The organism is Novosphingobium sp. (assembly GCF_027489515.1).
GTDB lineage: Bacteria > Pseudomonadota > Alphaproteobacteria > Sphingomonadales > Sphingomonadaceae > Novosphingobium.
The window spans coordinates 1-19,922 of sequence record NZ_JAIXZS010000028.1; the positions used below are offsets into that span (position 1 = coordinate 1).

Below are 19,922 nucleotides of genomic sequence, written 5' to 3' on the forward strand. Positions count from 1 at the left end.
AGGAACGCGGTGACGAGCATCGACCACACGAACAGCGGCATCTTGTGCAGGGTCATGCCCGGCGCGCGCATGTTGAAGATGGTGGTGATGAAGTTGATCGCACCGAGGATCGAGCCTGCGCCCGCGAGGTGCAGCGAGAAGATCGCGAAGTCGACCGCCGGGCCGACCGAGCCCGAAGTGGAAAGCGGCGCATAGACCGTCCAGCCCGTGCCGGCGCCCATGCCGGTACCACCGGGCATGAAGGCCGAGATCATCAGCGAGCAGAAGCCCGAGACGGTCAGCCAGAACGAGATGTTGTTCATGCGCGGGAAGGCCATGTCCGGCGCGCCGATCATCAGCGGCACGAACCAGTTGCCGAACCCGCCGATCAGCGCGGGCATGACCATGAAGAACACCATGATCAGACCGTGGGCGGTGATCAGCACGTTCCACATGTGGAGCGTGGCGTTGAAGTCCTGGTCGTTGCCGCCAAGGAAGTGCGTCCACCAGCCAAGGTACTGGATGCCCGGATGCGCAAGTTCTGCACGCATGATACCCGAGACGCCGCCACCGATGATGCCCGCGATGATCGCGAAAATCAGGTAGAGCGTGCCGATGTCCTTGTGGTTGGTCGACATGAACCAACGCTGGAAGAACGCGGGCTTGTGATCATGGTCGTGAGCATGATCGTGGTGGGCGTCGAAGCCCTCGTGGGCTGGAATGCTGGCCATGGTGGTCTAACCTTGTCCTTCGAAATCGTTACGCAGCGGGCGTGGTCTTGGCGGGAGCTGCCGCCGTGGTGGTGGCGCCGGCGGCCGGACCGACCGTGCCGCCCTGGGTCTTCACCCATTCCTCAAACTTGGCGCGCGGCAGAGCCTCGACCACGATCGGCATGTAGCCGTGGCGGGCACCGCACAGTTCGGAGCACTGGCCGTAATAGACGCCCGGCTGCTTGATGAAGAGCACCTTCTCGTTGATCTTGCCCGGCACGGCGTCGAGCTTGAACCACAGCGAGGGCACCGCGAAGGCGTGGATCACGTCAGACCCGGTGGTCTGCAGGCGGATCGGCTCACCAGCGGGGACGACCATGCGGTTGTCAGCCGCGAGCTGCGGCTGCTCGCCGCGCTTCAGCGCTTCGGCGTCCGGCAGGATGTTCGAGATCACCTCGAACCCGCCGTTGTCGGGATAGGTGTAGCCCCAGTACCACTGGTAGCCCGTCGCCTTCACCGTCAGCGCGCCCTTGGGTGCAGGCGCATACTGGTGCGCGAGCAGGCGGATCGAAGGCACCGCGATCACCACGAGGATGAGCACCGGGACAACCGTCCAGATGATCTCGATCGTGGTGTTGTGGCTGGTCTTGGACGCGACCGGGTTGGCACCGCGGCGGAAGCGCACCATCACGAAGAGCAACAGGAACAGCACGAAGAGCGAGATCACTGTGATCACCGGCATCAGCAGGTAATCGTGCATCGCCAGCGCTTCCTCACCGATGGGCGAGAACTGCGTCTGGAAGGTCATGCCCTTGGCAACCGGCTGGCCGACGCCGTCGACCGGCTTCATCGGGGTGTAGGAGCCCTTGTCGACCGGGGCAGCAGCAGCGGCGTCAGCCGGGGCAGCGCTGGCCGCAGGAGCGGGCGCGATAGCAACCGGGGCAGCCGGTGCTGGCGCCGCAGCCGCTGCAGCGGCCGGAGCAGCCGCGGCTGCCATTGCCTGAGGCGCGAACACGAGCGCGGCCGCAAGGCTGAAAGTCCGGATCGCACCCGTCACGGCGCGGGCAACATGGGTAAGACTCATCGTGTGCAACTCTCGATTTTTTGCTTCTGCGCCGGGCGTTTGCCCCGACGCTCCACACCCCAAATCCCTTAATTCAACGGCGCCTATACGCTCGCTCGCCTCAAGCCTCAAGCGCTTGAACGGATATTTTTAGGGCAATGGGGTTTGCCCTAAAGCTCTAAGGCGCAAGCGAATAACCGGGATCGGGCAGCCCTGCCCCAAGTCGGGCATGGCGCCGCGCCCCCGCCTTCGCTATGGACCCACGTCTGACGCACCGCCTGCGGGCTCCGCAGCCCGCCCACGATGAGACGATCATGCTCGAAGACGAGATCCTTTCCGAATTCCGCGCCAGCGAGGCCTTGCTTGAAGGGCACTTCCTGCTCTCCTCAGGCCGCCACAGCGCGCACTATCTGCAGTGCGCGCGCGTGCTGATGGACCCGATGCGCGCCTCGCGCCTTGCTTCGGCCCTCGCCGCGACTCTGCCGCGCGAGCTGCGCCAACAGATCGGCAAGGTGATTTCGCCCGCGATGGGCGGCGTGATCATCGGCCACGAAATGGGCCGCGCGCTTGGCGTCGAGGCGATGTTTGTCGAACGCCCGTCCGGCACCTTCGAACTGCGCCGCGGCTTTTCGCTAAAGCCCGGCGAGAAGGTGCTGATGGTCGAGGACGTCGTTACAACCGGCCTTTCCAGCCGCGAGGCGATCGCCGCGATCGAGGCGGCGGGCGGCATCGTGGTAGCCGGTGCAGCGCTGGTCGATCGCTCAGGCGGCACGGCAGACCTCGGCGTGCCGTTCTACCCGCTCGTCAGCCTCAGCTTCCCGACCTACGCGCCGGACGAGCTTCCGCCCGAGCTGGCCGCCACTCCAGCGATCAAGCCGGGGAGCCGCGCTGCCTGATGAGCCTGCACATGGCCCAACGCCCGCGGCCCAGATTGCGGTTGGGCGTCAACATCGATCACGTCGCCACGATCCGCAACGCGCGCGGCGGCGATCATCCCGATCCGGTGCGCGCGGCGCAGATCGTTGCCGAAGTCGGTGGCGACGGCATCACTGCGCACCTGCGCGAAGATCGCCGCCACATCCGCGATGAGGACATCGCGCGCATCCAGGCCGCGACCAGCCTGCCGCTCAATTTCGAGATGGCCGCGACCGAGGAAATGGTCGCCTTCGCCCTGAAGCACAAACCGCACGCCGCCTGCATCGTGCCCGAGCGGCGCGAGGAGCGCACGACCGAGGGCGGGCTCGATGCCGCCGGGCAGCACAACCGCCTTGCCCCCATCGTTACGCGGCTTGCCGATGCCGGCATCCGCGTGAGCCTGTTCATCGCGCCCGAGCCGCGCCAGATCGAGGCAGCGATGCAGCTTGGCGCTCCCGTCGTCGAATTGCACACCGGCGAGTATGCCCATGCCGAAGGCGAGGCCCGCGCGGTGGAACTGCGACGCATTGCCGACATGGCCGCGCTTGCCGCCAAGAACGGCATCGAACCCCACGCCGGCCACGGCCTCACCTACGAGAACGTCAGCGCCATTGCGGCGATCCCGCAGCTCGCCGAACTCAACATTGGGCACTATCTGATCGGCGAGGCGATTTTCACCGGGCTTGCCCCGGCGGTGCTCAAGATGCGCGAGCTTATGGACGCAGCTCGGTGAGGAGTGGGCAGTGATCATCGGCATGGGCTCCGATCTCTGCAATATCGAGCGTATCCAGGCATCGCTCGACCGATTCGGCACGCGCTTTGAAGAGCGCGTGTTCACGGCCCTTGAGCAGGCCAAGGCGGCGCGCCGGCCCTATACAAAGGCCGGCACGCTGGCGAAGCGCTTCGCTGCCAAGGAGGCCTTCTCCAAAGCCGTCGGCACCGGCTTCAAGGCGGGCGTGTTCATGAAGGATATTGGCGTGGTCAATGCACCTTCCGGTGCGCCCACCCTTGCCCTGACCGGCGGCGCCGCCGCGCGCCTTGCCGCGATCACCCCGCGAGGGCACGAGGCGGTGGTTCACCTCACGCTCACCGACGATCACCCATGGGCGCAGGCCTTCGTGGTGATCGAGGCGCGTCCCCTTTCCGCAGGTGCTGTTTGAGCGATAGTCCCGAGACCATACCGGCTCCCGATGCGCAGCCGGTCGAAGCCAGCACAACCGAGCACGAGGCCGCCGAAACGGGGGGCACCAACTGGCTAGCTGAAATGCGCGGCCTGCTGCTGATGCTGCTCGCGGTGATCGGCTTTCACAGCTTTGTGGCCAAGCCGTTCTACATCCCCTCGATCTCGATGATGCCGAACCTGCTCGTGGGCGATCAGCTGGTCGTCTCGAAGTACCCCTATGGCTGGTCGTGGGTCTCTGCCTCGATGCATTTCCTGCCGCGTTCGAAAACGCGCATCATGCCGGCGACTCCGGCATACGGCGATATCGTCATCGTCGTCCCGCCCGACCGCGACGAAGACTATATCAAGCGCGTCGTCGCGCTGCCGGGAGACCGCATCGCGGTGGTGAACGGGCAGATCATCCTCAACGGCAAGCCGGTGCCGCAAATCGCCGAAGCGCCGCTGGAGCTGCCGGTCGATCCCAACCAGCCCTGCGATCCTGACGATTTTCCTGGCCTGCGTTACCGCGCGGCAGACGGCAGGCAGGTCTGCGAGCTGCCGATCTTCCGCGAGACGCTGCCCAACGGTGCGACCTACCGGATCATCGATCACCGCAACCAGCCGCTCGACAATTATCCCGAGACCAAAGTGCCCGAGGGCTATGCCTTCCTGATGGGCGACAACCGTGATCATTCCGCCGACAGCCGTGCGCCGATCATCGAAAAGGGGCTCGGCGGTCCGCTTCCACTCGCCGATATCGGCGGCCGCGCGGAATTCATAACCTATTCGCTCAACGGCACCGAAACGTGGAACCCGCTGACGTGGTATGGCGCCTTGCGGGGCAGCCGCGCTTCGCTCAGACTACGCCCGATGATCCTGCCGCAAAAGGCCCCGACCAAGCCATGAGTGACGAGCCGACACCCGCCACCCAACACAACGCCGGCCCCACCGATATCCGCGACGATATCGTGCGGAAGGAGATCAAGCGCGCGGCGGTGTGGATCGGGATGGCCGGCCTCGCCGCGCTTGCGGTCTATCTCGCGCATCCGCTGCTGGTGATCTTCGGCGGCTTCGTGTTCGCCATGCTGATCGACGGCGGGCAGCGCCTGCTCGGCCGCGTCCTGCCGATCCGCCGCACATGGCGCATTGCCGTGGTGCTGCTGCTGACCGTGGCGTTCCTTGTCTGGGTAGTCGAATTTGCCGGCAGCCAGATCATGACGCAGGCCGCCGAAATGCCGCCGCTGGTGACAGCGCAGGCGCAGCGCGCGCTCGACTGGGCCTCGGCGCATGGCCTCACCATGGGCCGCAGCGATGTGAGCAGCCTGTTGCAGCAATTGCTTGGCGGGGTCGGGCAGGTCACGCAGGCGCTGGGCGGCCTGTTCGGCGGGGTCACCACGCTGCTGATCATCGTGATCCTGGGCATCTATTTCGTGCTCGAGCCCGATCTCTACCAGCGCGGCCTTGCCTGGCTGCTCCCGGCCGAAAGCCGCGAATACTTCCACGGCACCACCCACCGCATGGGCCGCACGCTGCGCATGCTGCTCGCCGGGCGCATGCTCGGCATGGTGATCGAAGGTGTCGCCACGTGGATCGCGCTCGCGGTCTATGGCGTGCCGATGGCCGCGCTGCTCGGGCTGCTGACCGGCCTCCTTGTCTTCCTGCCCAACATCGGCGCGCCGATCTCGGGCATACTTATGATCCTCGTCGGCTTTTCGGGCGGCACGACCATGGGGATCTACTGCATCGCGGTCTACGTCGTGGTGCAGACGGTCGACGGCAACATCATCGTGCCGATGGTGGCCAAGCGCACCGCCGATCTCGCCCCGGCCCTCGTGCTCGGCGCCCAGCTCATTTTCGGCGTGCTGTTCGGCATCCTTGGCCTGGCGCTCGCCGATCCGCTGGTCGTCATGCTCAAGATCGCGCTGGAGCGGCAGGCCGAGCACAACACCCGCCGCGACGAAGCCACGGACTAGCCAGGCATGGCCCGCAAGTTTCTCTATTTCATCGCGCTGCTGATCGTGATGGTGATCGCCGCGCTGCTGGCCTTGCGCATCTGGTCGGCCGAGCTCACCCGCTTCGCCTTCGTGCCGCGCGGCCCGTTCGAAGCGCAGCAGCCCTTGCGCGCGGGTTTCTACGACGATCCCGCCATGTGGGTTTCGCGCCCCGGCACCGCGAACGACCCGGCCCAGTATCGCCCCGAAGGCACCCCTGCCGCGCCGCGAGGCAAGGCGTGGGTCTTTTTCATCCATCCGACAAGCTACCTTGCGCGCGATCACTGGAACGGCCCGATCGACGACAAGGATACGCGCTACCGCACCGCGCTGTTCGTGCGCGGCATGGCGAGCGCCTTCAATGGCGAAGCAGCGGTGTTCGCACCCTATTACCGGCAGGCCGCATTCGGCAGCTTCCTTGTCAACCGGCCCGAAACGCTGAAGGCGCGCGACATCGCTTATGCCGACGTGCGCGCCGCCTTCCACGCCTTCATCGCCGCCGCACCCGCTGATGCGCCGATCGTGCTGGCAGGCCACAGCCAGGGCGCGCTGCATCTCCTGCATCTGCTCAAGGATGAGGTGAAGGGCACCCCGCTCGCCCGCCGCATCGTAGCGGCCTACGTCATCGGCTGGCCGGTCTCGCCTGCGCACGATCTTCCAGCCACGGGCTTTGAGGCTTGCACCGCACCCGGCCAGACCGGCTGCGTGATGAGCTGGCTCAGTTTCGGGGATCCGCCCGATGCGCGCCTCATGATCGATACCTATCGCGCCGAGCCGGGGCTCGACGGCAAGCCCAAGGGCACCGAACCGATCCTCTGCACCAATCCGCTGAATGGCGGCGCTGCGCCGGATGCACCCGGCACAGCCAACCTCGGCACCATGGTCCCTGCGCGCGATCTGACGACCGGCACGCTTACCAAACTCGGCGTCCCCGCGCGATGTGATGCAAAGTCCGGCCTGTTGCTGATTGGCGAGGGCCCCGATCTTGGGCCCTACGTGCTGCCCGGCAACAACTACCACGTGTATGACGTGCCACTGTTCTGGGCCAATGTACGCGCCGATGTCGCCAAGCGCGCGGCGGCGTGGAGCGCGCCGCCTAGATGATCACCACCAGCGCTGCCGAACTGCGTGAGCGCCTTCCCGATGGCGGCGCGCTGATGGGGCTCGACCCGGGAACCAAGACCATCGGCATCGCGCTGTGCGACCGCGATTGGCGCTTCGCTACAGCCGGGCAGACGATCCGTCGCCGCAAATTCACGCAAGACAAGGCCGAACTCGCCGCGCTGATCGAAGCGCGCAGCGTCAAGGGCCTCGTCATCGGCCTGCCGCTTCACATGGACGGTAGCGAGAGCCCGCGCAGCCAGGCGGCCCGCGCCATGGCGCGCAACCTTGCCGATCTGGGCCTGCCGATCCTGCTGTGGGACGAGCGCTGGACCACGCAGGCGGCGGAGCGCGCGATGATCGAGCAGGATTTCAGCCGCGCGCGCCGCGCAGAGCGGATCGATTCGCATGCCGCCGCGCTGATCCTGCAGGGCGCCATCGACGCCATGGTGGGCAGTGCGTTCTGATCCCGCGCCACAAATGATGGTTGTCACCGCAGGCTCGCCCCGGCAGGACGTTCGTCATGAACAAGGATGAGAAGGCCGCTGGCCTCATGAAGACCATCATGCCCGAAGGTTTCGTGTTCGATCCCGAACGCGGCGCGCGCTGGTTCACGCGGCAGGGCCACACCGGCTTCCTCGGCATGGAATATCATGATCACGGCGATGACTGGATCGAGCTTGCCCTCCCCTGGCGCGAGGATCTCGTCGGCGTCGAGGAAACCGGCGTGCTTGCTTCGGGCCCGATCATCAGCCTGCTCGACAACGCGACATCGATGTCGGTCTGGACGCGGCAGGGCACCTTCAATCCGCAAGTCACGCTTGATCTGAGGATCGACTACGTGCGTGCAGCGACTCCGGGCAAGACGGTGATCGCGCGCGCCGAATGCTATCAGGTGCTCCGGTCGATGGCGTTCGTGCGCGGGATCGCCCACGATGGCGATATTGCCGATCCGGTCGCGCATACCGCCGGCATCTTCATGCTGGTGAGCAGCGAAGGATGGTCGAAGCCATGAGCGCCAGACTATGAATGACTATCATCTTCCTCCCTATGCCCGCACCATGGGCATGGAAGTCGATCACGTCGAGGATGGCGCCCCCGTCATCGCGATGGACTATGCCGAACGCGTGATGGGCCGCCCGGGCTTCCTCCACGGCGGCGCGATCGGCGGCCTGCTCGAAATGGCTGCCCACGCCGCGCTGCGCGCCGAGCTCGATCGGCAAGGCAGCACCTTCCGCATCAAGCCGGTGAACATCAGCATCGAATACCTGCGCGGCGGCGTGCAGGAACGCACCTTCGCGCGCGGCGAAGTGATCCGCGCCGGGCGCCGTGTTGCAAACGTGCGGGTCGAGGCCTGGCAGGGAGACCGGAGCAAGCTGGTGGCCAGCAGCTGGATGAATTTCCTGCTGGCTCCGCCCAAGGAAAGCTGAACGAAAAAAGCATTATTGAACTTGGTCAAAACTCGGCCTGCCGTGATTGCAACCGAATTATCTTGCAATTTTTGACCGGCCTTCTAAAGAAAACGTGCCTCACGTCGATTGCGACGGAATTTGACGGCTGCTTTGCCAGCGTCCTTTCCTTTTCAAGATGCCTGGCTTTTTCAACCGGCAAGCGCCGGTTTTTCCATGCTGCTCTCGTTGAAGTGAGACGGGCATCGACGTTCTGATTTGAGATGCAGGAACCCGTTTCCCGCATCTCCGACTCCCTCGATTTCCTTTCAAGTGACGACCAGACGCACGACCCCGTCGGCATTCGCGCCGGCGGTCACTCCCGTTTCTTGAAAGGAAGCGACCATGACTATCGGAACCGTAAAATTCTTCAACGAAGACAAGGGCTATGGCTTCATCCAGCCGGATGACGGCGGCAAGGACAGCTTTGTCCACATCTCCGCCGTGCAGGCCGCTGGCCTCGCCACGCTGAGCAAGGACCAGCGCGTCAGCTATGACGTCGAGACCGGCCGCAACGGCAAGGAATCGGCGATCAATCTCGCCAGCGCGAACTGATCAAGGCGAGCCCGCAGCAGCCAGTACGCTGGTTGCTGCGGGCGCCTTCCTGCCCCCCGGTCCGGAGTCGATGTTGATGGCGCTGTCCTACGAATTTCTCATCGAACGTGCCGATCAGGCAGCTACCGAAGCATCGGGCGCCAAGCTCGACAACGTGCGCGACCGCGCGCTGCGCTCCGAGAAGGCCTGGCGCGCCATGGCCGAGCAGCTCCGCGAAGTGGCCGCGAACCGCGAAAGCGCCCGGCTTGAGCGCCTTGCCAACAGCCTCAGTCCCGCCTGAGTGACGAACAATCCACCCAATCTTGACCTTCCCCAGCTATTCGCGGCGCTGGAAGTCTCGGACATCTGCGCGATCAACGGCATTGCCAGTCTTGCCAATATCCTGCGCCAGCGCGGTCTGCTCACCGTTCCCGAGGCATCGGCGCTTCACCAGAGCATGAGCCTGCCGCTGAGCCTGCCGCGCCATGCGGACAATCTCGCGGTGCAGGAACTCCAGCTCCACATCGACCAGCTCTTCGCGCACATCGTCGCGCCCGACTAGGGCCCCTCGATCTCCACCACGATCCCGCTGTCCAGCTCCGCATCGCCCGGTGCAATCCGCGCCGCATCCGCGCGCACGCGCGCCAGCACGGCAGCAGGCACATCCGGCCCCGCCACCACCGCATCGGCCTGCCCCAGCAGCCGCGCTTCGCGCAGCGTCAGATCATCCGGATCGGCCGAGCGCAGCTGGATCGTGAACCGACCCGCCGCGCCATCGCTGCCGCCCGCCAGCCAGGCACCGACATCCGCACCGTCGCGCAGCGGATCAAGCGACCCGCCTTCTTCGAGCGCCGCATCAAGCGCGCGCCGTCGCTCAGACCCAGTGGGCCAGCGCGCACGCATCGCCCCGCGCGCCGCGTAGAGCGCTTCGGCCAGCGCCCCCAGCCCCTGCGGCAGCAGACGCTCGAGCCGCAGGCGCAGCGCTTTCGCCAGCCCCGCCGAGGCCCCGCCGGTGCCCACCGCAATCAGCACCGGCGCCCGATCGATGATCGAGGGCGTGGTGAAATCGCACAGTGCGGGCTTGTCGACCACATTGACCAGAAGCCCTGCACCGCGCGCGCGGATTGCATCGGCCTGACAAGCCGCCTCATCCTCGTGCGCGATGAACGCAAGCCGCGCGCCGATATCGATGCCCTCGGCGAGGTCCTCGATCACCTTGCCGCCTGCGCGCACCACCAGCCGCCGCTTCGCGTCCGCCGCCTCGCCATGGCCCAGCACCACCACCGGCAGCCCGGCAAGGCGATGGAACAGGGGGAGACTGGGCAGGCTCATGCCAAGCGCCTCATGCAAGCCACTCGGGCACGCGCTCGGCGGAAAGGATCGTCGATGGCTCGATCCGGTCTGCCACCACGGCCCACCTTTCGCCGTCCACCATCACTTCGGGCACCATGGGGCGCGAATTGTAGGTGTTGGCCATCGTTGCGCCATAGGCGCCCGCGGTGCGGAACACTGCGAGATCGCCCCGCGCCACCACGTCGATGTCGCGCGCCATGGCGAACGTATCGCTCGATTCGCAGATCGGGCCGACGATGTTCGCGGTCATTCTCTCGCCGCCGGGCTTCACCGCGCTGAAATCGTGCCAGGCATCGTACATCGCCGGACGCGCCAGATCGTTCATCGCGGCATCGACGACGACCCAGGGATGCAGCGCACCCTGCTTCACGCGGACAACTTCCGTCAGCAGCACGCCGGTGTTGCCAGTGATCAGGCGCCCCGGCTCGAACATCAGCGTGACATCCCAGTCCTTCGTCACCCGCGCGATCATCGCGGCATAGTCGGCGGGCTGGGGAAACACTTCGCCGGCCTTGTAGGGCACGCCGACACCGCCGCCGAGGTCCATGTGCGTCACAGCAAAGCCTTCGGCGCGGATCGCCTGCATCAGCGCTCCGGCCTTGGTAAAGGCGGCTTCCAGCGGATCGAGCTTGGAAAGCTGGCTGCCGATGTGGAGCGCGAGGCCTCGCAGGTTGAGGCCCGGCAGCGCGGAGAGCCGCGCGTAGATGCCGCCTGCCCGGTCATACGGCACGCCGAACTTGTTCTCGGCCTTGCCGGTCGAAATCTTGGCATGCGTCCCCGCATCAACATCGGGATTGATGCGCAGGGTCGCCGTCGCGGTCAGCCCCATGCTCGCCGCGATCTCGGCAAGTTCCTGCCCCTCTTCTTCGCTTTCGAGGTTGAACTGCCCGCAGCCCGCCTGCAGCGCGCGGCGCATTTCCGCCGCGGTCTTGCCCACGCCGGAGAAGACCACATCGCCCGCCGGGATCCCCGCCGCCAGCGCGCGGTCCATCTCGCCCCCGGAGACAACATCGGCGCCATAGCCTTCCGCCGCCAGCACCTTGAGCACGGCAAGGTTGGGATTGGACTTCACCGCGAAGGCAAGGTGGACCTTGGGCAGCACCGAGAGCGCATCGCGGAACACCTGCGCATGGCGCGTCAGCGTGGCGCGCGAGTAGACATAGACCGGCGTGCCGACTTCGGCGGCGATCACGGGCAGCGGCACATCTTCGGCATGAAGCACGCCGCCACGATATTCGAAATGATCCATCGGGTATTCCTGGAAATTAGGGTCTCCAGCCGGGCTGGAGAAGGATTCTAGTCCTCGGGGGGGAGGTCGAACGGATCGTCCTCGCGGTCCTCCGAGCGGCTGCGCAGCTCGATATTGCGCTGGGGTTTCGCCTGCACCGGAGGGGTGAGCAGTACGTCGGCGCGCGGTTTATCTTCGCGGCCATAAGGCGCGGGCGGCAATGCGCGCCCTGCCAGCGGCTGCAGCTCGCGCCGCGCGCCGCATCCGGCGAGCAGCATGGCAACGAGCAGAACAGACAAAGCTTTGCGCATCACGCCTCGATATCCGTTGGCAGCCCCAGCGCAGCACGCGCCTCGGCGACCCGTTTTCGTACCTCATCTGGCGCGGTTCCGCCATGGCTGGCGCGCGCCGCAACGCTCGCTTCGACCGAAAGCGCGGCAAACACGCGCTCGTCCACCCGCGGGTCGATCGCCTTGAGGTCCGCCAGCGCCAGCTGATCGAGCGCAACGCCGCGGGCCTCGGCGAGTTTCACGGCCGAGCCGGTGATATGATGCGCCTCGCGGAAAGGAATGTTTGCCTGGCGCACCAGCCAGTCGGCGAGGTCGGTCGCGGTCGCATAGCCGAGCTCTGCCGCGCCGCGCATCCGCTCCGTCCGGAAGGTTGCCTCAGCCACCATGCCCGTCATCGCGGCGATGGAAAGGGCCAGGAGCGAGGCTGCCTCGAACACTGGCGGCTTGTCGTCCTGCATGTCCTTTGAATAGGCCAGCGGCAGGCCCTTCATCGTGATCATCAGCGCGGTGAGGCAGCCAACGATCCGCCCGGAATGCCCGCGCACCAGCTCCGCCGCATCGGGGTTCTTCTTCTGCGGCATGATCGAGCTGCCGGTCGAAAGGCTATCCGGCAGGGTGACGAAGCCGAAGGGCTGGCTCGCCCAGATCACGAATTCCTCGGCAAGGCGCGAGAGGTGCAGCGAGCACTGCGCCGCTGCCATCAGGAAATCGAGCGCGAAATCGCGGTCTGACACCGAATCGAGGCTGTTCGCGGTCGGCCCGTCGAAGCCCAGCGCCATGGCCGTCGCATGGCGGTCGATGGGAAAGCCCGTTCCCGCCAGCGCGGCCGAGCCCAGCGGGCACTGGTTCATCCGCACCCGCGCATCGGCAAAGCGCGAGCGATCACGCCCGATCATCTCGTAATAGGCCATCAGGTGATGCCCCAGCGTCACCGGCTGCGCGGTCTGCAAATGGGTAAAGCCGGGCATGATGCTCGCGGCATGTTCGCCCGCACGCGTCACCAGCGCGATCTGCAGCGCCTCCAGCGCGGCCCCGGTCTGGTCCACCGCATCGCGCACCCAGAGGCGAAAATCGGTTGCCACCTGATCGTTGCGGCTGCGCGCGGTGTGGAGCCGCCCTGCCGCCGGGCCGATCAGTTCGGCGAGACGGCTCTCGGTCGTCATGTGGATGTCTTCGAGGTCCCAGTCTTCGGGCACCCCGCTGGCCTCATACTCTGCTGCAACCTGATCGAGGCCGCCCGCAATCAGCGCCGCATCGTCCGCCGTCACGATGCCCTGCGCCCCCAGCATGGCCACATGGGCCTTTGACGCGGCGATATCCTGCCGCCACAAGGCCTTGTCGAAGGGAATCGAGGCGTTGATCTCGCGCATCACGGCCGAAGGGCCCGCCGCGAAGCGCCCGCCCCACATCTGGTTGGAGCCTGAATTGCCGCTCATGTCCCCGAATCTCTCTTCACGGCGTCCGTCCGCCTTGTTGGTCCCGCTCGTTGTCGCAGGCCTTCTTGCCGGGTGCGATAGGCAAACCCCGGCAGACACGCAACCGCAGAGCAGCGCATCAGCAAGTGCTTCTGACGCACCGGCTGCGCCGGCAGGAGGCGGGGAAGTCTTCAACGGCACGCTCGACATATCGAGCCGCGGCGCCGCGCTGCCCGATTTCACCTTCACCGATCCATCGGGCAAGAAGCTGCGCACGCTCGATCTCAAGGGCAAGCCGGTGCTGATCAACCTCTGGGCCACCTGGTGCGGCCCTTGCGTGCTCGAAATGCCGACGCTTGATGCGCTCGCTGCGGCCAAGGCGGGCAAACTGACGGTGCTCACCGTCTCACAGGATCTTGATCAGGCCGCAGCCGTCGATGCCTTCTTCAAGGGTCGCAAGCTCACGCATCTCGCGCCGTGGCTCGATCCGGACAATGCGCTCAGCCAGCACTATGGCACCGGCGTTCTGCCGACGACCGTGCTCTATGATGCGCAGGGCCGCGAGGTCTGGCGCATGATCGGCTCGCACGACTGGGCCGGGCCGCGGACCGACGCGATGCTGGCCGATACGCTGCGCTAAAGTGCTCTTGCCGCGAGTATCCGCGAGACCTGCCTGACGACGACGGGATCGTCGCCGCCCAGAGCCATCGCACGTTCCGCCATGGAGACGGCTTCATCGCGCCGCCGCGTGGTCCACAGGAGATGGGCCGTGAGCGCCAGCGCCGGCGGGTGATCGGGCACCGCGCGGCCCAATGCCCCAAGCGCCGCCAGCGCATCGTCATGAAGCCTGCGCTTCACCAGCGTGCGCGCCAGGGTCATGCCGGCCCAGACATCGCGCGGATCGATGCGCACCATGGCCTCCAGCGCAGTACAGGTCGCGGCGAGGTCGCCATGCGCGAGGCTGATGCGCACCCCGGATTCGAGCAGCGTCCGTTCCTCCGGGCTCGCCGCCAGGTGCCGTACTATCAACGCGTGCGCACGGCCAAGCTCACCCTGCGCGACGAGCCATCCGGCGATTTGCGAGGCGAAGAGGGGCGGGAGCCACGCGAGCGGCTCCGCGATCCGCACGAGCTGCGCCAAACCTGTTGCGTCGCGCAGACGCTCCATGCGCACGAATGTGTAATGCAGCCGGGGCGGTTGCTCCGCGCCCCGCTGGGCAAAGCGGGCGAGCAGCGCCGCACCGGCTGACGCATCTGCCGCATCGGGTGAAGCGGACAGCGCGCGGGCTGCATCGAAGACCCAGTCCGGCCGGCTCGCAACGAGCGCCTCGTCCTCCGCCTGCGCCAGTTTGCGCGCATAGGGCATTGCTGCCGCGATCTCCCCGCGCGCCACATGCAGGCGCAGCGCCGCGATCTGCACGGCAGGATCGCCGCTCGCCGACACGCTATCGGCATGGGCGGCGCGGAGCGCTTCTGCCGCATCGAACTGCAAGCCTTCGACCAGATTGGCAAACTGCAGCAGATCGCGCGCCTGCCGTTCCGCGTCGCCTGGCACGTAGGCCGCCGTCACGTGCTGCATGATCCGCGCGACAAAGGCAGGGTTGATGTGGATGAGATCATCCTCCCACACCTCTGGCCGCCGCGTGAGCATCGCGATCTCGTAGCTCGGGAAGTAATCGACGTTCGGATGCGCGGCGGAAACCTCGCCCGCCACGGCCCGCAGCACTGCCTTGGAATGGCTGTTCGCAACGAGGATATCATCCTCGGTGAAAGTGCGCCCAAGCACGACCGGTGACGTGGTGAGCAGCACCTTGCGCTTGCCGTCGGCCAGCAGGTTGACCGTGCGCTCAACATAGTCCTTCGCGGCCGCGAAGCTCATGCGCACAAAGGAGAACCGTTCGCGGTCGCTGCGGCGGGCCCAGGCGGTATCGAAATCGACCCAGGTGCCGGTCACTGCATCGTGCCATGCCTCGATCAGACCCAGCGTGATGATCGCGACATCGGCCACGAAAGCCCCGCGAAAGTAGCTGTAGAGCGCGCGGCGATGCGCGATCGCCGCCTCGAGCGGCAGCGCCCCGGCATGGTCCGGGCGCGACCACAGATCCGCCCAGCGCCCCGGCGCCACTTCGAGCAGCAGGGGCATGATATCCGCTTCGCCCACCTGATCGTCGCGGCAGAAGATGCGGTTCGCCCAATCCAGTTCCTGCCAGATCGCCGCCGGCGTGTAGCGGTTGCGCTGCAGGCCGTCCTCGACTTCGCCGTAGAGCACCCGGTAGCCATCCGCGATCAGCCGCCGGCCGAGATTGTGCGCAAAACAGCTGCCGATGACGAAGAAACCCTGCTCTCGCGTGAAGCCGAACGAAGGGCGCAGTGCGGGCCAGCATTCGGGCTCGATACGGTTTTCCTGCCCGCGCGGCAGCATGCGGCCAAACCGGTTGGCCCGGGCCTGCGCAAGCGCAGTGTCGAGCGGGATTTTGCCGGTCAAAGGCTCGGTCTTGCGCATGGCACTCTGCGCATCGCACAGAGCGGCAGACGCTGTCCACCGCTCCTGCGTCTGGCCAGCTTCAGGCTGGCGCGCCGCCGCTGTGCTGCGTCAAGCGGTGCAGACGGTCCTTGATCGCCAGCTTGAGCTTCTTCAGCCGGATCAGCCGCCAACGATCCGGCGCTGTGCGCGCCTGCTCGCGGCCGATCTCCTTTTCGAGCCGGTGGTGCATAAGCGAAAGTCGGTAGTCTTGCGCCTGCATGGCAAATCTCCCTGTCCGAATGTCCGGTTCGAGCCGGCCCGGATCAGTCCTGATGGGTCAGGGGGATTGGACTGTCCGGGTCGGCTCGATGCGGTCCGACATCGCAGCTGCCGCGGGGGGAGTGTGACAGCTGCCAGAGGGGCCCGGTCCGCACGTAATGAGATAACGTTGCGGGAGACGGTCGGCCAATCAGTTTTGCTGCGCGCCGCGTATAAGCGGAGCCTATAGCGCTTGTTGGGGAAACTGGCCGGATGGTGGGCGGTGACGGGCTCGAACCGCCGACCCTCTCGGTGTAAACGAGATGCTCTACCAACTGAGCTAACCGCCCGCTTTCGCGGAAGCCGCGCTATTGCTAGGTTTTCCCGCTTCGGTCAACAGGAACCAGCCGGCAAGGAACGGCAGCAAATTGCGTCCCGCGGCACCTAGATTGTCGGAATAGTGTCGGAATGATCTCGCCATTCGAGAGCGCGAAAGATGGCTTTGATCCTTGCTTCCATAGAGACCCTGGAGCCAAATGCGCTTGCCAGACCATGATGCGCGACGGGCAGCTGAAAAGAGCGACGTAGAGTGCAATCAAATCAGCGGCCGACGCTTTCGGGGAACTGATCTCGCGAGAGCCATCGTCGTGGCACGAGCCGACATCACGCTGGTGGTAACACGATCCCGGAACATGCGCCGTTTTCGAATGTTTCACTTATTGCGTTTATTGCGAATATCGCATAGCTGAGCGCAGTAGAGGAGCCCGCCTGTGACCATTCCAGCTTTCGCCGAGGAGATCGGCGCACGCCTACCTTCTGCAAGCGAGAAGGCGGCGGCCAACCAGCTACGCCAGATCATAGCCGTCCATGCCGACGGTGACGCCACGCTGCGCGTGCTCGGTAACGATCGCCAACCTGTTGACGTGACGCTCACGCCAGCGCTTTCGCACCTGCTGATAGAGCTGCTGGGGCACATTGGTCGTGGTGACGCGGTGACCCTCGTCCCGGTGCATCAGATGCTGTCGACGCAACAGGCAGCCGACATCCTGAACGTGTCCCGGCCGCACCTGATCTCTCTGCTTGAGAAAGGGTCGATCCCGCATGTGCTTGTGGGCCGGCACCGGCGCATCCGGGCCGAGGACCTCTTCGCATACAAGCAGGAGCGCGACTCGAGGCGCCGGCAGGCCCTGTCCGACCTCGCCGAGAATGACGCGGAGCTGCTGTAGCCTTGTTCGCTAACCGCTACACGGCTTTCGTTGACGCTTGCTCACTGGTCGGTGTGCTCAAGCGCAACATGCTTCTGACGCTCGCCGAGGAGGGCTTCTTCCGTATACGCTGGTCAGCAGAGGTGCTGGATGAGGTCGAGCGCGCCCTCGACGAGATTCACGCAGCCAAGGGGAACCCCAACTCGGCGGCCGCCGCCAAGGACCAGCGCGAGCGCATGGAGCGGGCATTCGAAGAAGCCCCCGTGACGGACTACGAGGCTCTCAAGGCTGTCTGCGCGGGGGTTCCAGACAAGGACGACCATCACGTCGTCGCAGCGGCCCTGACGGCACAAGCGGCGACGATCGTGACGGACAACCTAAAAGACTTCCCCGAGGGTGTCCTCGCAGATTTAAACATCGAGGCGAAGTCTACCGATGCGTTCATCGCGGACACCATCGAGCTTGATCCAGGCCGAGCTGTCGGAGCGATCAGGCGAATGCGCGAACGCTTCAAGAACCCGGCCCTGAACGCAGAGGCGCTGCTCCTGAAGATCGAAGCAGTGGGGCTGACGGAAACAGCCGACACGCTTCGATCCTACCTCTCGGTCCTCTGACGCTCGCTCCCATCTCGCTTCCGCAGCGGCGGGGTGTAATCGGCGGGGAAGATCCGCCAGAACCCATCCTCACACTCCGCGCCGACACCAGTCTTTCCCTCGAACATCTCTTCGCGGAGCGTCACCATCGGGCCAGTAAGGGGCCACGGTGATATCTCGTTGACCGAGCTATACTCGGCGTCCCAGCCGTTCTGATCGAGCGAGTAAAGGTGTAGGGTCGCGATCGCGCGCTCTAGGGTCTCCGCGACGACAAGCACTCGGCCATCATCAGGCGTCTCGAATGCAAAGCATGTCATGGGACACTCCGGCAATGCGATCTCGCCGGCTGGTTCAAGATCATCCGGGGCGCTGACAATCCAGCCCTCGCGGTGCCCCACCCAGCGCGCGATCCCTGGTTGCATCGACTGTGTCAGCTCAGCCAGTTGGGGTGTCAGGGCAAGGTCTGCCTCCGAGAGCTTAGTGATCTCTGCGGAGACCACGTGGTCTCCGTGCACATGGAAGCTGCGCCAGATCGTGAACAGCAGTGCCGCCTCATCGTGGTTCTCGGCGATGATCGTCACAGGGTCTGGCAGGAAGGAACTGGTGGCAAGGTAGATGTTGAACATGAAAGCAAACCTCAAAGCGTTGTCGATGAGGTTGGTCTATCGAGACTGTCGCTTGGCGTCGGGTGGGAAATGGTCGGCACGGAGCAGAAAGGTGTGCGCGCTGCGACCTCACATCAGTTTCGTTTTGAAACTTATTTCGTTACCCATAGAGGGAGCGCTCAAACAGGGCCGATTCCGTTGGGGAAATGACCATCCGGTCCGGTATCGATCGCCAGATGATAACGCGTCCCCTTCAACTCACCCTCGCGCCGAAGCGCACCCAGTTGCACGAGCTCGGCCAGATCACGCGTGGCCGTGGCGCTGAGGGCTCCGGTGATAGTCCGGTAGTTCCCGGCACTGAGGCCGCCCTTGAACCCGTCTGGCCCTTCTGCGAACATGCGAAGCAGAGCTCGCTCCTGGCGGTCGTTCAGTTTTCCCCTCAGACGGTCCAGGAGGCGTGTCTGCGCGATGAGGTAGTGCACGCGGGCCTGAGTGCGCTCCTGCGCCTCCAGGGCGATCCTGGCGAACCAGGAGAGCCATGCATCGATCCCCATCGTCTGGCTGGCTGCGGCGAGCTCGGCGTAGTAGTCCTTGCGGTGCCGGTTGATCGTCTCCGCGAGCGCCGTGAGACTTGGTCCTTCGATTGCCTGCGCCAGCGCCTTCTCTGCGACTGCGCGGCCAATGCGGCCATTGCCATCCTCGAAGGGGTGGATGCTCTCGAACCACAGATGTGCGATCCCGGCGCGCGTGATCGCCGGCAGAGGTGAGCGACCGGCCGGTGCGGTGGCGTTGAACCACTCGATGAACGCCGTCATCTCCGCTGCGACACGCTCCGATGGCGGTGCTTCGAAATGGACCTTTGGCGCGTAAAGCGCGCCAGAGACGATCTGCATCGGCTGAGGATCGATGCGCCAGGCTCCGATGGTGTTCAGGTCACGCTGTCCCCCCATGAGCATCGCATGCCACCGAAACAGCAGGGCGTCGGTCAACTGGTCTCCGTAAGTGCGCCACACATCGGCCATGAGCTCGGCTGCACCAGCTTCGGCGGCATTTGCGCGGCGGTGGTCCGCCTTGAAGCCCAGATGCTTCGCCAACGAAGACTGCACGCTTGCCCTGTCGAGGGCCTCATCTTCAATCGCCGAGCTGTCGATGGTCTCTTGCGCGATAAGGTCGATGGTGAGCGCCTGCTTCTCATCATCAGCCACATGCAGCAGCGCGCCGATGATCACCCCGGAGCCGCGAAGGAAGCGTTCCTCAGAGGACCGCAACGCATCAGCGTGGTAGCTGAAGCGCGGCCAGTCAGGATGTTCCCAGTTCCAGCGCATGATCGATACCCAGTGCCTTTATAGATCATGATGTGATGCATTAATGATCTAAAAGCGACTCGTTTATCAATCACGATCAGCTGGCTGAGGTGCTGCGGGAACGTGGAGGTGAAACGCAGACCACATCGCAAGCGCAGAGACCCGCTGCCTCCGACCGACCTGCCGCACCGTGCCGCAAGATGGGCGCGTGGAGCTTAACAGAGGGAAGATGGAAGTCATAGGATTGGCAGAGCACCGTCACCCGGATGCTGCCGATCCGCCGGGGTTTTGGATTTCACGGGACA

25 protein-coding genes and 1 tRNA gene are annotated in these 19,922 nt (G+C 65.3%); 15 read left to right on the forward strand and 11 right to left on the reverse strand.

All coding sequences use genetic code 11. From position 1 onward, the window contains the following. The coding region (locus tag Q0082_RS04780; RefSeq protein ID WP_298190517.1) for a cbb3-type cytochrome c oxidase subunit I at positions 1-710 on the reverse strand (710 nt) is incomplete at its 3' end. A 28-nt stretch (positions 711-738) separates the two neighbouring features. Next, positions 739-1,773, reverse strand: coding sequence for a cytochrome c oxidase subunit II (coxB, locus tag Q0082_RS04785; RefSeq protein WP_298190520.1), 1,035 nt, complete (start codon positions 1,771-1,773; stop codon positions 739-741). A gap of 293 nt (positions 1,774-2,066) precedes the next feature. Here coxB and pyrE point away from each other — a divergent pair, with 293 nt between their 5' ends. The 12 genes from pyrE to Q0082_RS04845 all read left to right on the forward strand — a co-directional run bounded on the left by pyrE (position 2,067) and on the right by Q0082_RS04845 (position 9,465). Further along, entirely contained in the window at positions 2,067-2,648 is a 582-nt protein-coding gene (gene pyrE / locus Q0082_RS04790) for an orotate phosphoribosyltransferase (protein ID WP_298190603.1), read from the forward strand. Positions 2,649-2,659: 11 nt separating this feature from the next. Further along, positions 2,660-3,400: a pyridoxine 5'-phosphate synthase gene (locus tag Q0082_RS04795; RefSeq protein WP_298190522.1), complete on the forward strand. Its 741-nt coding sequence runs from the start codon at positions 2,660-2,662 to the stop codon at positions 3,398-3,400. Between the two features lie 10 nt (positions 3,401-3,410). Beyond that, on the forward strand, positions 3,411-3,827 hold the full coding sequence (acpS, locus tag Q0082_RS04800) for a holo-ACP synthase (RefSeq protein ID WP_298190523.1): 417 nt from the start codon (positions 3,411-3,413) through the stop codon (positions 3,825-3,827). Then, positions 3,824-4,735: a signal peptidase I gene (gene lepB / locus Q0082_RS04805; RefSeq protein ID WP_298190524.1), complete on the forward strand. Its 912-nt coding sequence runs from the start codon at positions 3,824-3,826 to the stop codon at positions 4,733-4,735. Before acpS ends, lepB begins: the two co-directional genes overlap by 4 nt. Continuing rightward, positions 4,732-5,802, forward strand: a complete 1,071-nt coding sequence (locus Q0082_RS04810; RefSeq protein ID WP_298190525.1) for an AI-2E family transporter — start codon at positions 4,732-4,734, stop codon at positions 5,800-5,802. The genes lepB and Q0082_RS04810 overlap by 4 nt, the downstream gene beginning before the upstream one ends. 6 nt (positions 5,803-5,808) lie before the next feature. Continuing rightward, on the forward strand, positions 5,809-6,924 hold the full coding sequence (locus Q0082_RS04815) for a DUF3089 domain-containing protein (protein WP_298190527.1): 1,116 nt from the start codon (positions 5,809-5,811) through the stop codon (positions 6,922-6,924). Beyond that, positions 6,921-7,388, forward strand: coding sequence for a Holliday junction resolvase RuvX (gene ruvX / locus Q0082_RS04820; protein WP_298190529.1), 468 nt, complete (start codon positions 6,921-6,923; stop codon positions 7,386-7,388). The genes Q0082_RS04815 and ruvX overlap by 4 nt, the downstream gene beginning before the upstream one ends. A 98-nt stretch (positions 7,389-7,486) precedes the next feature. Continuing rightward, complete coding sequence (locus tag Q0082_RS04825) at positions 7,487-7,936, forward strand: PaaI family thioesterase (RefSeq protein WP_298190604.1); 450 nt, start codon at positions 7,487-7,489, stop codon at positions 7,934-7,936. Positions 7,937-7,946: 10 nt separating this feature from the next. Beyond that, the gene (locus Q0082_RS04830) at positions 7,947-8,351 is read left to right on the forward strand and encodes a PaaI family thioesterase (RefSeq protein WP_298190530.1); all 405 of its coding nucleotides are present in this window, start codon (positions 7,947-7,949) and stop codon (positions 8,349-8,351) included. A gap of 363 nt (positions 8,352-8,714) precedes the next feature. Beyond that, positions 8,715-8,924 (forward strand): cold-shock protein, encoded by a 210-nt coding sequence (locus Q0082_RS04835; RefSeq protein ID WP_067907594.1) that lies wholly within the window; start codon positions 8,715-8,717, stop codon positions 8,922-8,924. A gap of 76 nt (positions 8,925-9,000) precedes the next feature. Beyond that, entirely contained in the window at positions 9,001-9,204 is a 204-nt protein-coding gene (locus Q0082_RS04840) for a hypothetical protein (RefSeq protein WP_298190531.1), read from the forward strand. Next, positions 9,205-9,465 carry a hypothetical protein gene (locus Q0082_RS04845; RefSeq protein WP_298190532.1) on the forward strand — a complete coding sequence of 87 codons (261 nt, stop codon included), beginning with the start codon at positions 9,205-9,207 and terminating at the stop codon, positions 9,463-9,465. Here the strand turns inward: Q0082_RS04845 and Q0082_RS04850 are convergent. From Q0082_RS04850 to argH, 4 genes are read right to left on the reverse strand one after another with little or no spacing between them, the layout of a single operon-like run. Continuing rightward, a complete protein-coding gene (locus Q0082_RS04850) occupies positions 9,462-10,235 on the reverse strand; it encodes an NAD(P)-dependent oxidoreductase (protein WP_298190533.1) in 774 nt (257 codons plus the stop codon). The genes Q0082_RS04845 and Q0082_RS04850 overlap by 4 nt on opposite strands. A 10-nt stretch (positions 10,236-10,245) precedes the next feature. Then, positions 10,246-11,505 (reverse strand): diaminopimelate decarboxylase, encoded by a 1,260-nt coding sequence (lysA, locus tag Q0082_RS04855; RefSeq protein WP_298190534.1) that lies wholly within the window; start codon positions 11,503-11,505, stop codon positions 10,246-10,248. A 47-nt stretch (positions 11,506-11,552) separates the two neighbouring features. After that, entirely contained in the window at positions 11,553-11,795 is a 243-nt protein-coding gene (locus tag Q0082_RS04860) for a hypothetical protein (protein ID WP_298190605.1), read from the reverse strand. Further along, positions 11,795-13,210, reverse strand: a complete 1,416-nt coding sequence (gene argH / locus Q0082_RS04865) for an argininosuccinate lyase (RefSeq protein WP_298190535.1) — start codon at positions 13,208-13,210, stop codon at positions 11,795-11,797. The genes Q0082_RS04860 and argH overlap by 1 nt, the downstream gene beginning before the upstream one ends. Before the next feature lie 34 nt (positions 13,211-13,244). Here argH and Q0082_RS04870 point away from each other — a divergent pair, with 34 nt between their 5' ends. Next, positions 13,245-13,829 carry a TlpA disulfide reductase family protein gene (locus Q0082_RS04870; RefSeq protein WP_366522504.1) on the forward strand — a complete coding sequence of 195 codons (585 nt, stop codon included), beginning with the start codon at positions 13,245-13,247 and terminating at the stop codon, positions 13,827-13,829. On the opposite strand, the gene Q0082_RS04875 is transcribed toward Q0082_RS04870, so the two are convergent. The 3 genes from Q0082_RS04875 to Q0082_RS04885 all read right to left on the reverse strand — a co-directional run bounded on the left by Q0082_RS04875 (position 13,826) and on the right by Q0082_RS04885 (position 16,260). Then, positions 13,826-15,691, reverse strand: coding sequence for a GSCFA domain-containing protein (locus Q0082_RS04875; protein ID WP_298190536.1), 1,866 nt, complete (start codon positions 15,689-15,691; stop codon positions 13,826-13,828). The two genes, Q0082_RS04870 and Q0082_RS04875, sit on opposite strands and share 4 nt — an antisense overlap. Positions 15,692-15,752: 61 nt before the next feature. Next, positions 15,753-15,932 (reverse strand): YdcH family protein, encoded by a 180-nt coding sequence (locus Q0082_RS04880; RefSeq protein ID WP_298190538.1) that lies wholly within the window; start codon positions 15,930-15,932, stop codon positions 15,753-15,755. A 252-nt stretch (positions 15,933-16,184) separates the two neighbouring features. After that, positions 16,185-16,260: transfer RNA gene (locus Q0082_RS04885), tRNA-Val, on the reverse strand. 420 nt (positions 16,261-16,680) lie between these two features. Here Q0082_RS04885 and Q0082_RS04890 point away from each other — a divergent pair. Together Q0082_RS04890 and Q0082_RS04895 are read left to right on the forward strand one after the other, a co-directional pair. Next, on the forward strand, positions 16,681-17,136 hold the full coding sequence (locus Q0082_RS04890) for a helix-turn-helix domain-containing protein (RefSeq protein ID WP_298190539.1): 456 nt from the start codon (positions 16,681-16,683) through the stop codon (positions 17,134-17,136). 2 nt (positions 17,137-17,138) lie between these two features. Beyond that, positions 17,139-17,729, forward strand: a complete 591-nt coding sequence (locus Q0082_RS04895; RefSeq protein WP_298190540.1) for a PIN domain-containing protein — start codon at positions 17,139-17,141, stop codon at positions 17,727-17,729. Here the strand turns inward: Q0082_RS04895 and Q0082_RS04900 are convergent. Further along, entirely contained in the window at positions 17,711-18,334 is a 624-nt protein-coding gene (locus Q0082_RS04900) for a hypothetical protein (protein WP_298190541.1), read from the reverse strand. The two genes, Q0082_RS04895 and Q0082_RS04900, sit on opposite strands and share 19 nt — an antisense overlap. 158 nt (positions 18,335-18,492) lie before the next feature. After that, entirely contained in the window at positions 18,493-19,638 is a 1,146-nt protein-coding gene (locus Q0082_RS04905; RefSeq protein WP_298190542.1) for a DUF4172 domain-containing protein, read from the reverse strand. Positions 19,639-19,922: the final 284 nt, after the last annotated feature.

Coding starts and splice junctions, on each gene's coding strand:
- coxB (WP_298190520.1), bottom strand. CDS start 1,773: ATGAGTCTTACCCATGTTGCCCGCGCCGTGACGGGTGCGATCCGGACT.
- pyrE (WP_298190603.1), top strand. CDS start 2,067: ATGCTCGAAGACGAGATCCTTTCCGAATTCCGCGCCAGCGAGGCCTTG.
- Q0082_RS04795 (WP_298190522.1), top strand. CDS start 2,660: ATGGCCCAACGCCCGCGGCCCAGATTGCGGTTGGGCGTCAACATCGAT.
- Q0082_RS04810 (WP_298190525.1), top strand. CDS start 4,732: ATGAGTGACGAGCCGACACCCGCCACCCAACACAACGCCGGCCCCACC.
- Q0082_RS04815 (WP_298190527.1), top strand. CDS start 5,809: ATGGCCCGCAAGTTTCTCTATTTCATCGCGCTGCTGATCGTGATGGTG.
- ruvX (WP_298190529.1), top strand. CDS start 6,921: ATGATCACCACCAGCGCTGCCGAACTGCGTGAGCGCCTTCCCGATGGC.
- Q0082_RS04825 (WP_298190604.1), top strand. CDS start 7,487: ATGCCCGAAGGTTTCGTGTTCGATCCCGAACGCGGCGCGCGCTGGTTC.
- Q0082_RS04830 (WP_298190530.1), top strand. CDS start 7,947: ATGAATGACTATCATCTTCCTCCCTATGCCCGCACCATGGGCATGGAA.
- Q0082_RS04835 (WP_067907594.1), top strand. CDS start 8,715: ATGACTATCGGAACCGTAAAATTCTTCAACGAAGACAAGGGCTATGGC.
- Q0082_RS04840 (WP_298190531.1), top strand. CDS start 9,001: ATGGCGCTGTCCTACGAATTTCTCATCGAACGTGCCGATCAGGCAGCT.
- Q0082_RS04850 (WP_298190533.1), bottom strand. CDS start 10,235: ATGAGCCTGCCCAGTCTCCCCCTGTTCCATCGCCTTGCCGGGCTGCCG.
- lysA (WP_298190534.1), bottom strand. CDS start 11,505: ATGGATCATTTCGAATATCGTGGCGGCGTGCTTCATGCCGAAGATGTG.
- Q0082_RS04860 (WP_298190605.1), bottom strand. CDS start 11,795: ATGCGCAAAGCTTTGTCTGTTCTGCTCGTTGCCATGCTGCTCGCCGGA.
- argH (WP_298190535.1), bottom strand. CDS start 13,210: ATGAGCGGCAATTCAGGCTCCAACCAGATGTGGGGCGGGCGCTTCGCG.
- Q0082_RS04875 (WP_298190536.1), bottom strand. CDS start 15,691: ATGCGCAAGACCGAGCCTTTGACCGGCAAAATCCCGCTCGACACTGCG.
- Q0082_RS04880 (WP_298190538.1), bottom strand. CDS start 15,932: ATGCAGGCGCAAGACTACCGACTTTCGCTTATGCACCACCGGCTCGAA.
- Q0082_RS04900 (WP_298190541.1), bottom strand. CDS start 18,334: ATGTTCAACATCTACCTTGCCACCAGTTCCTTCCTGCCAGACCCTGTG.
- Q0082_RS04905 (WP_298190542.1), bottom strand. CDS start 19,638: ATGCGCTGGAACTGGGAACATCCTGACTGGCCGCGCTTCAGCTACCAC.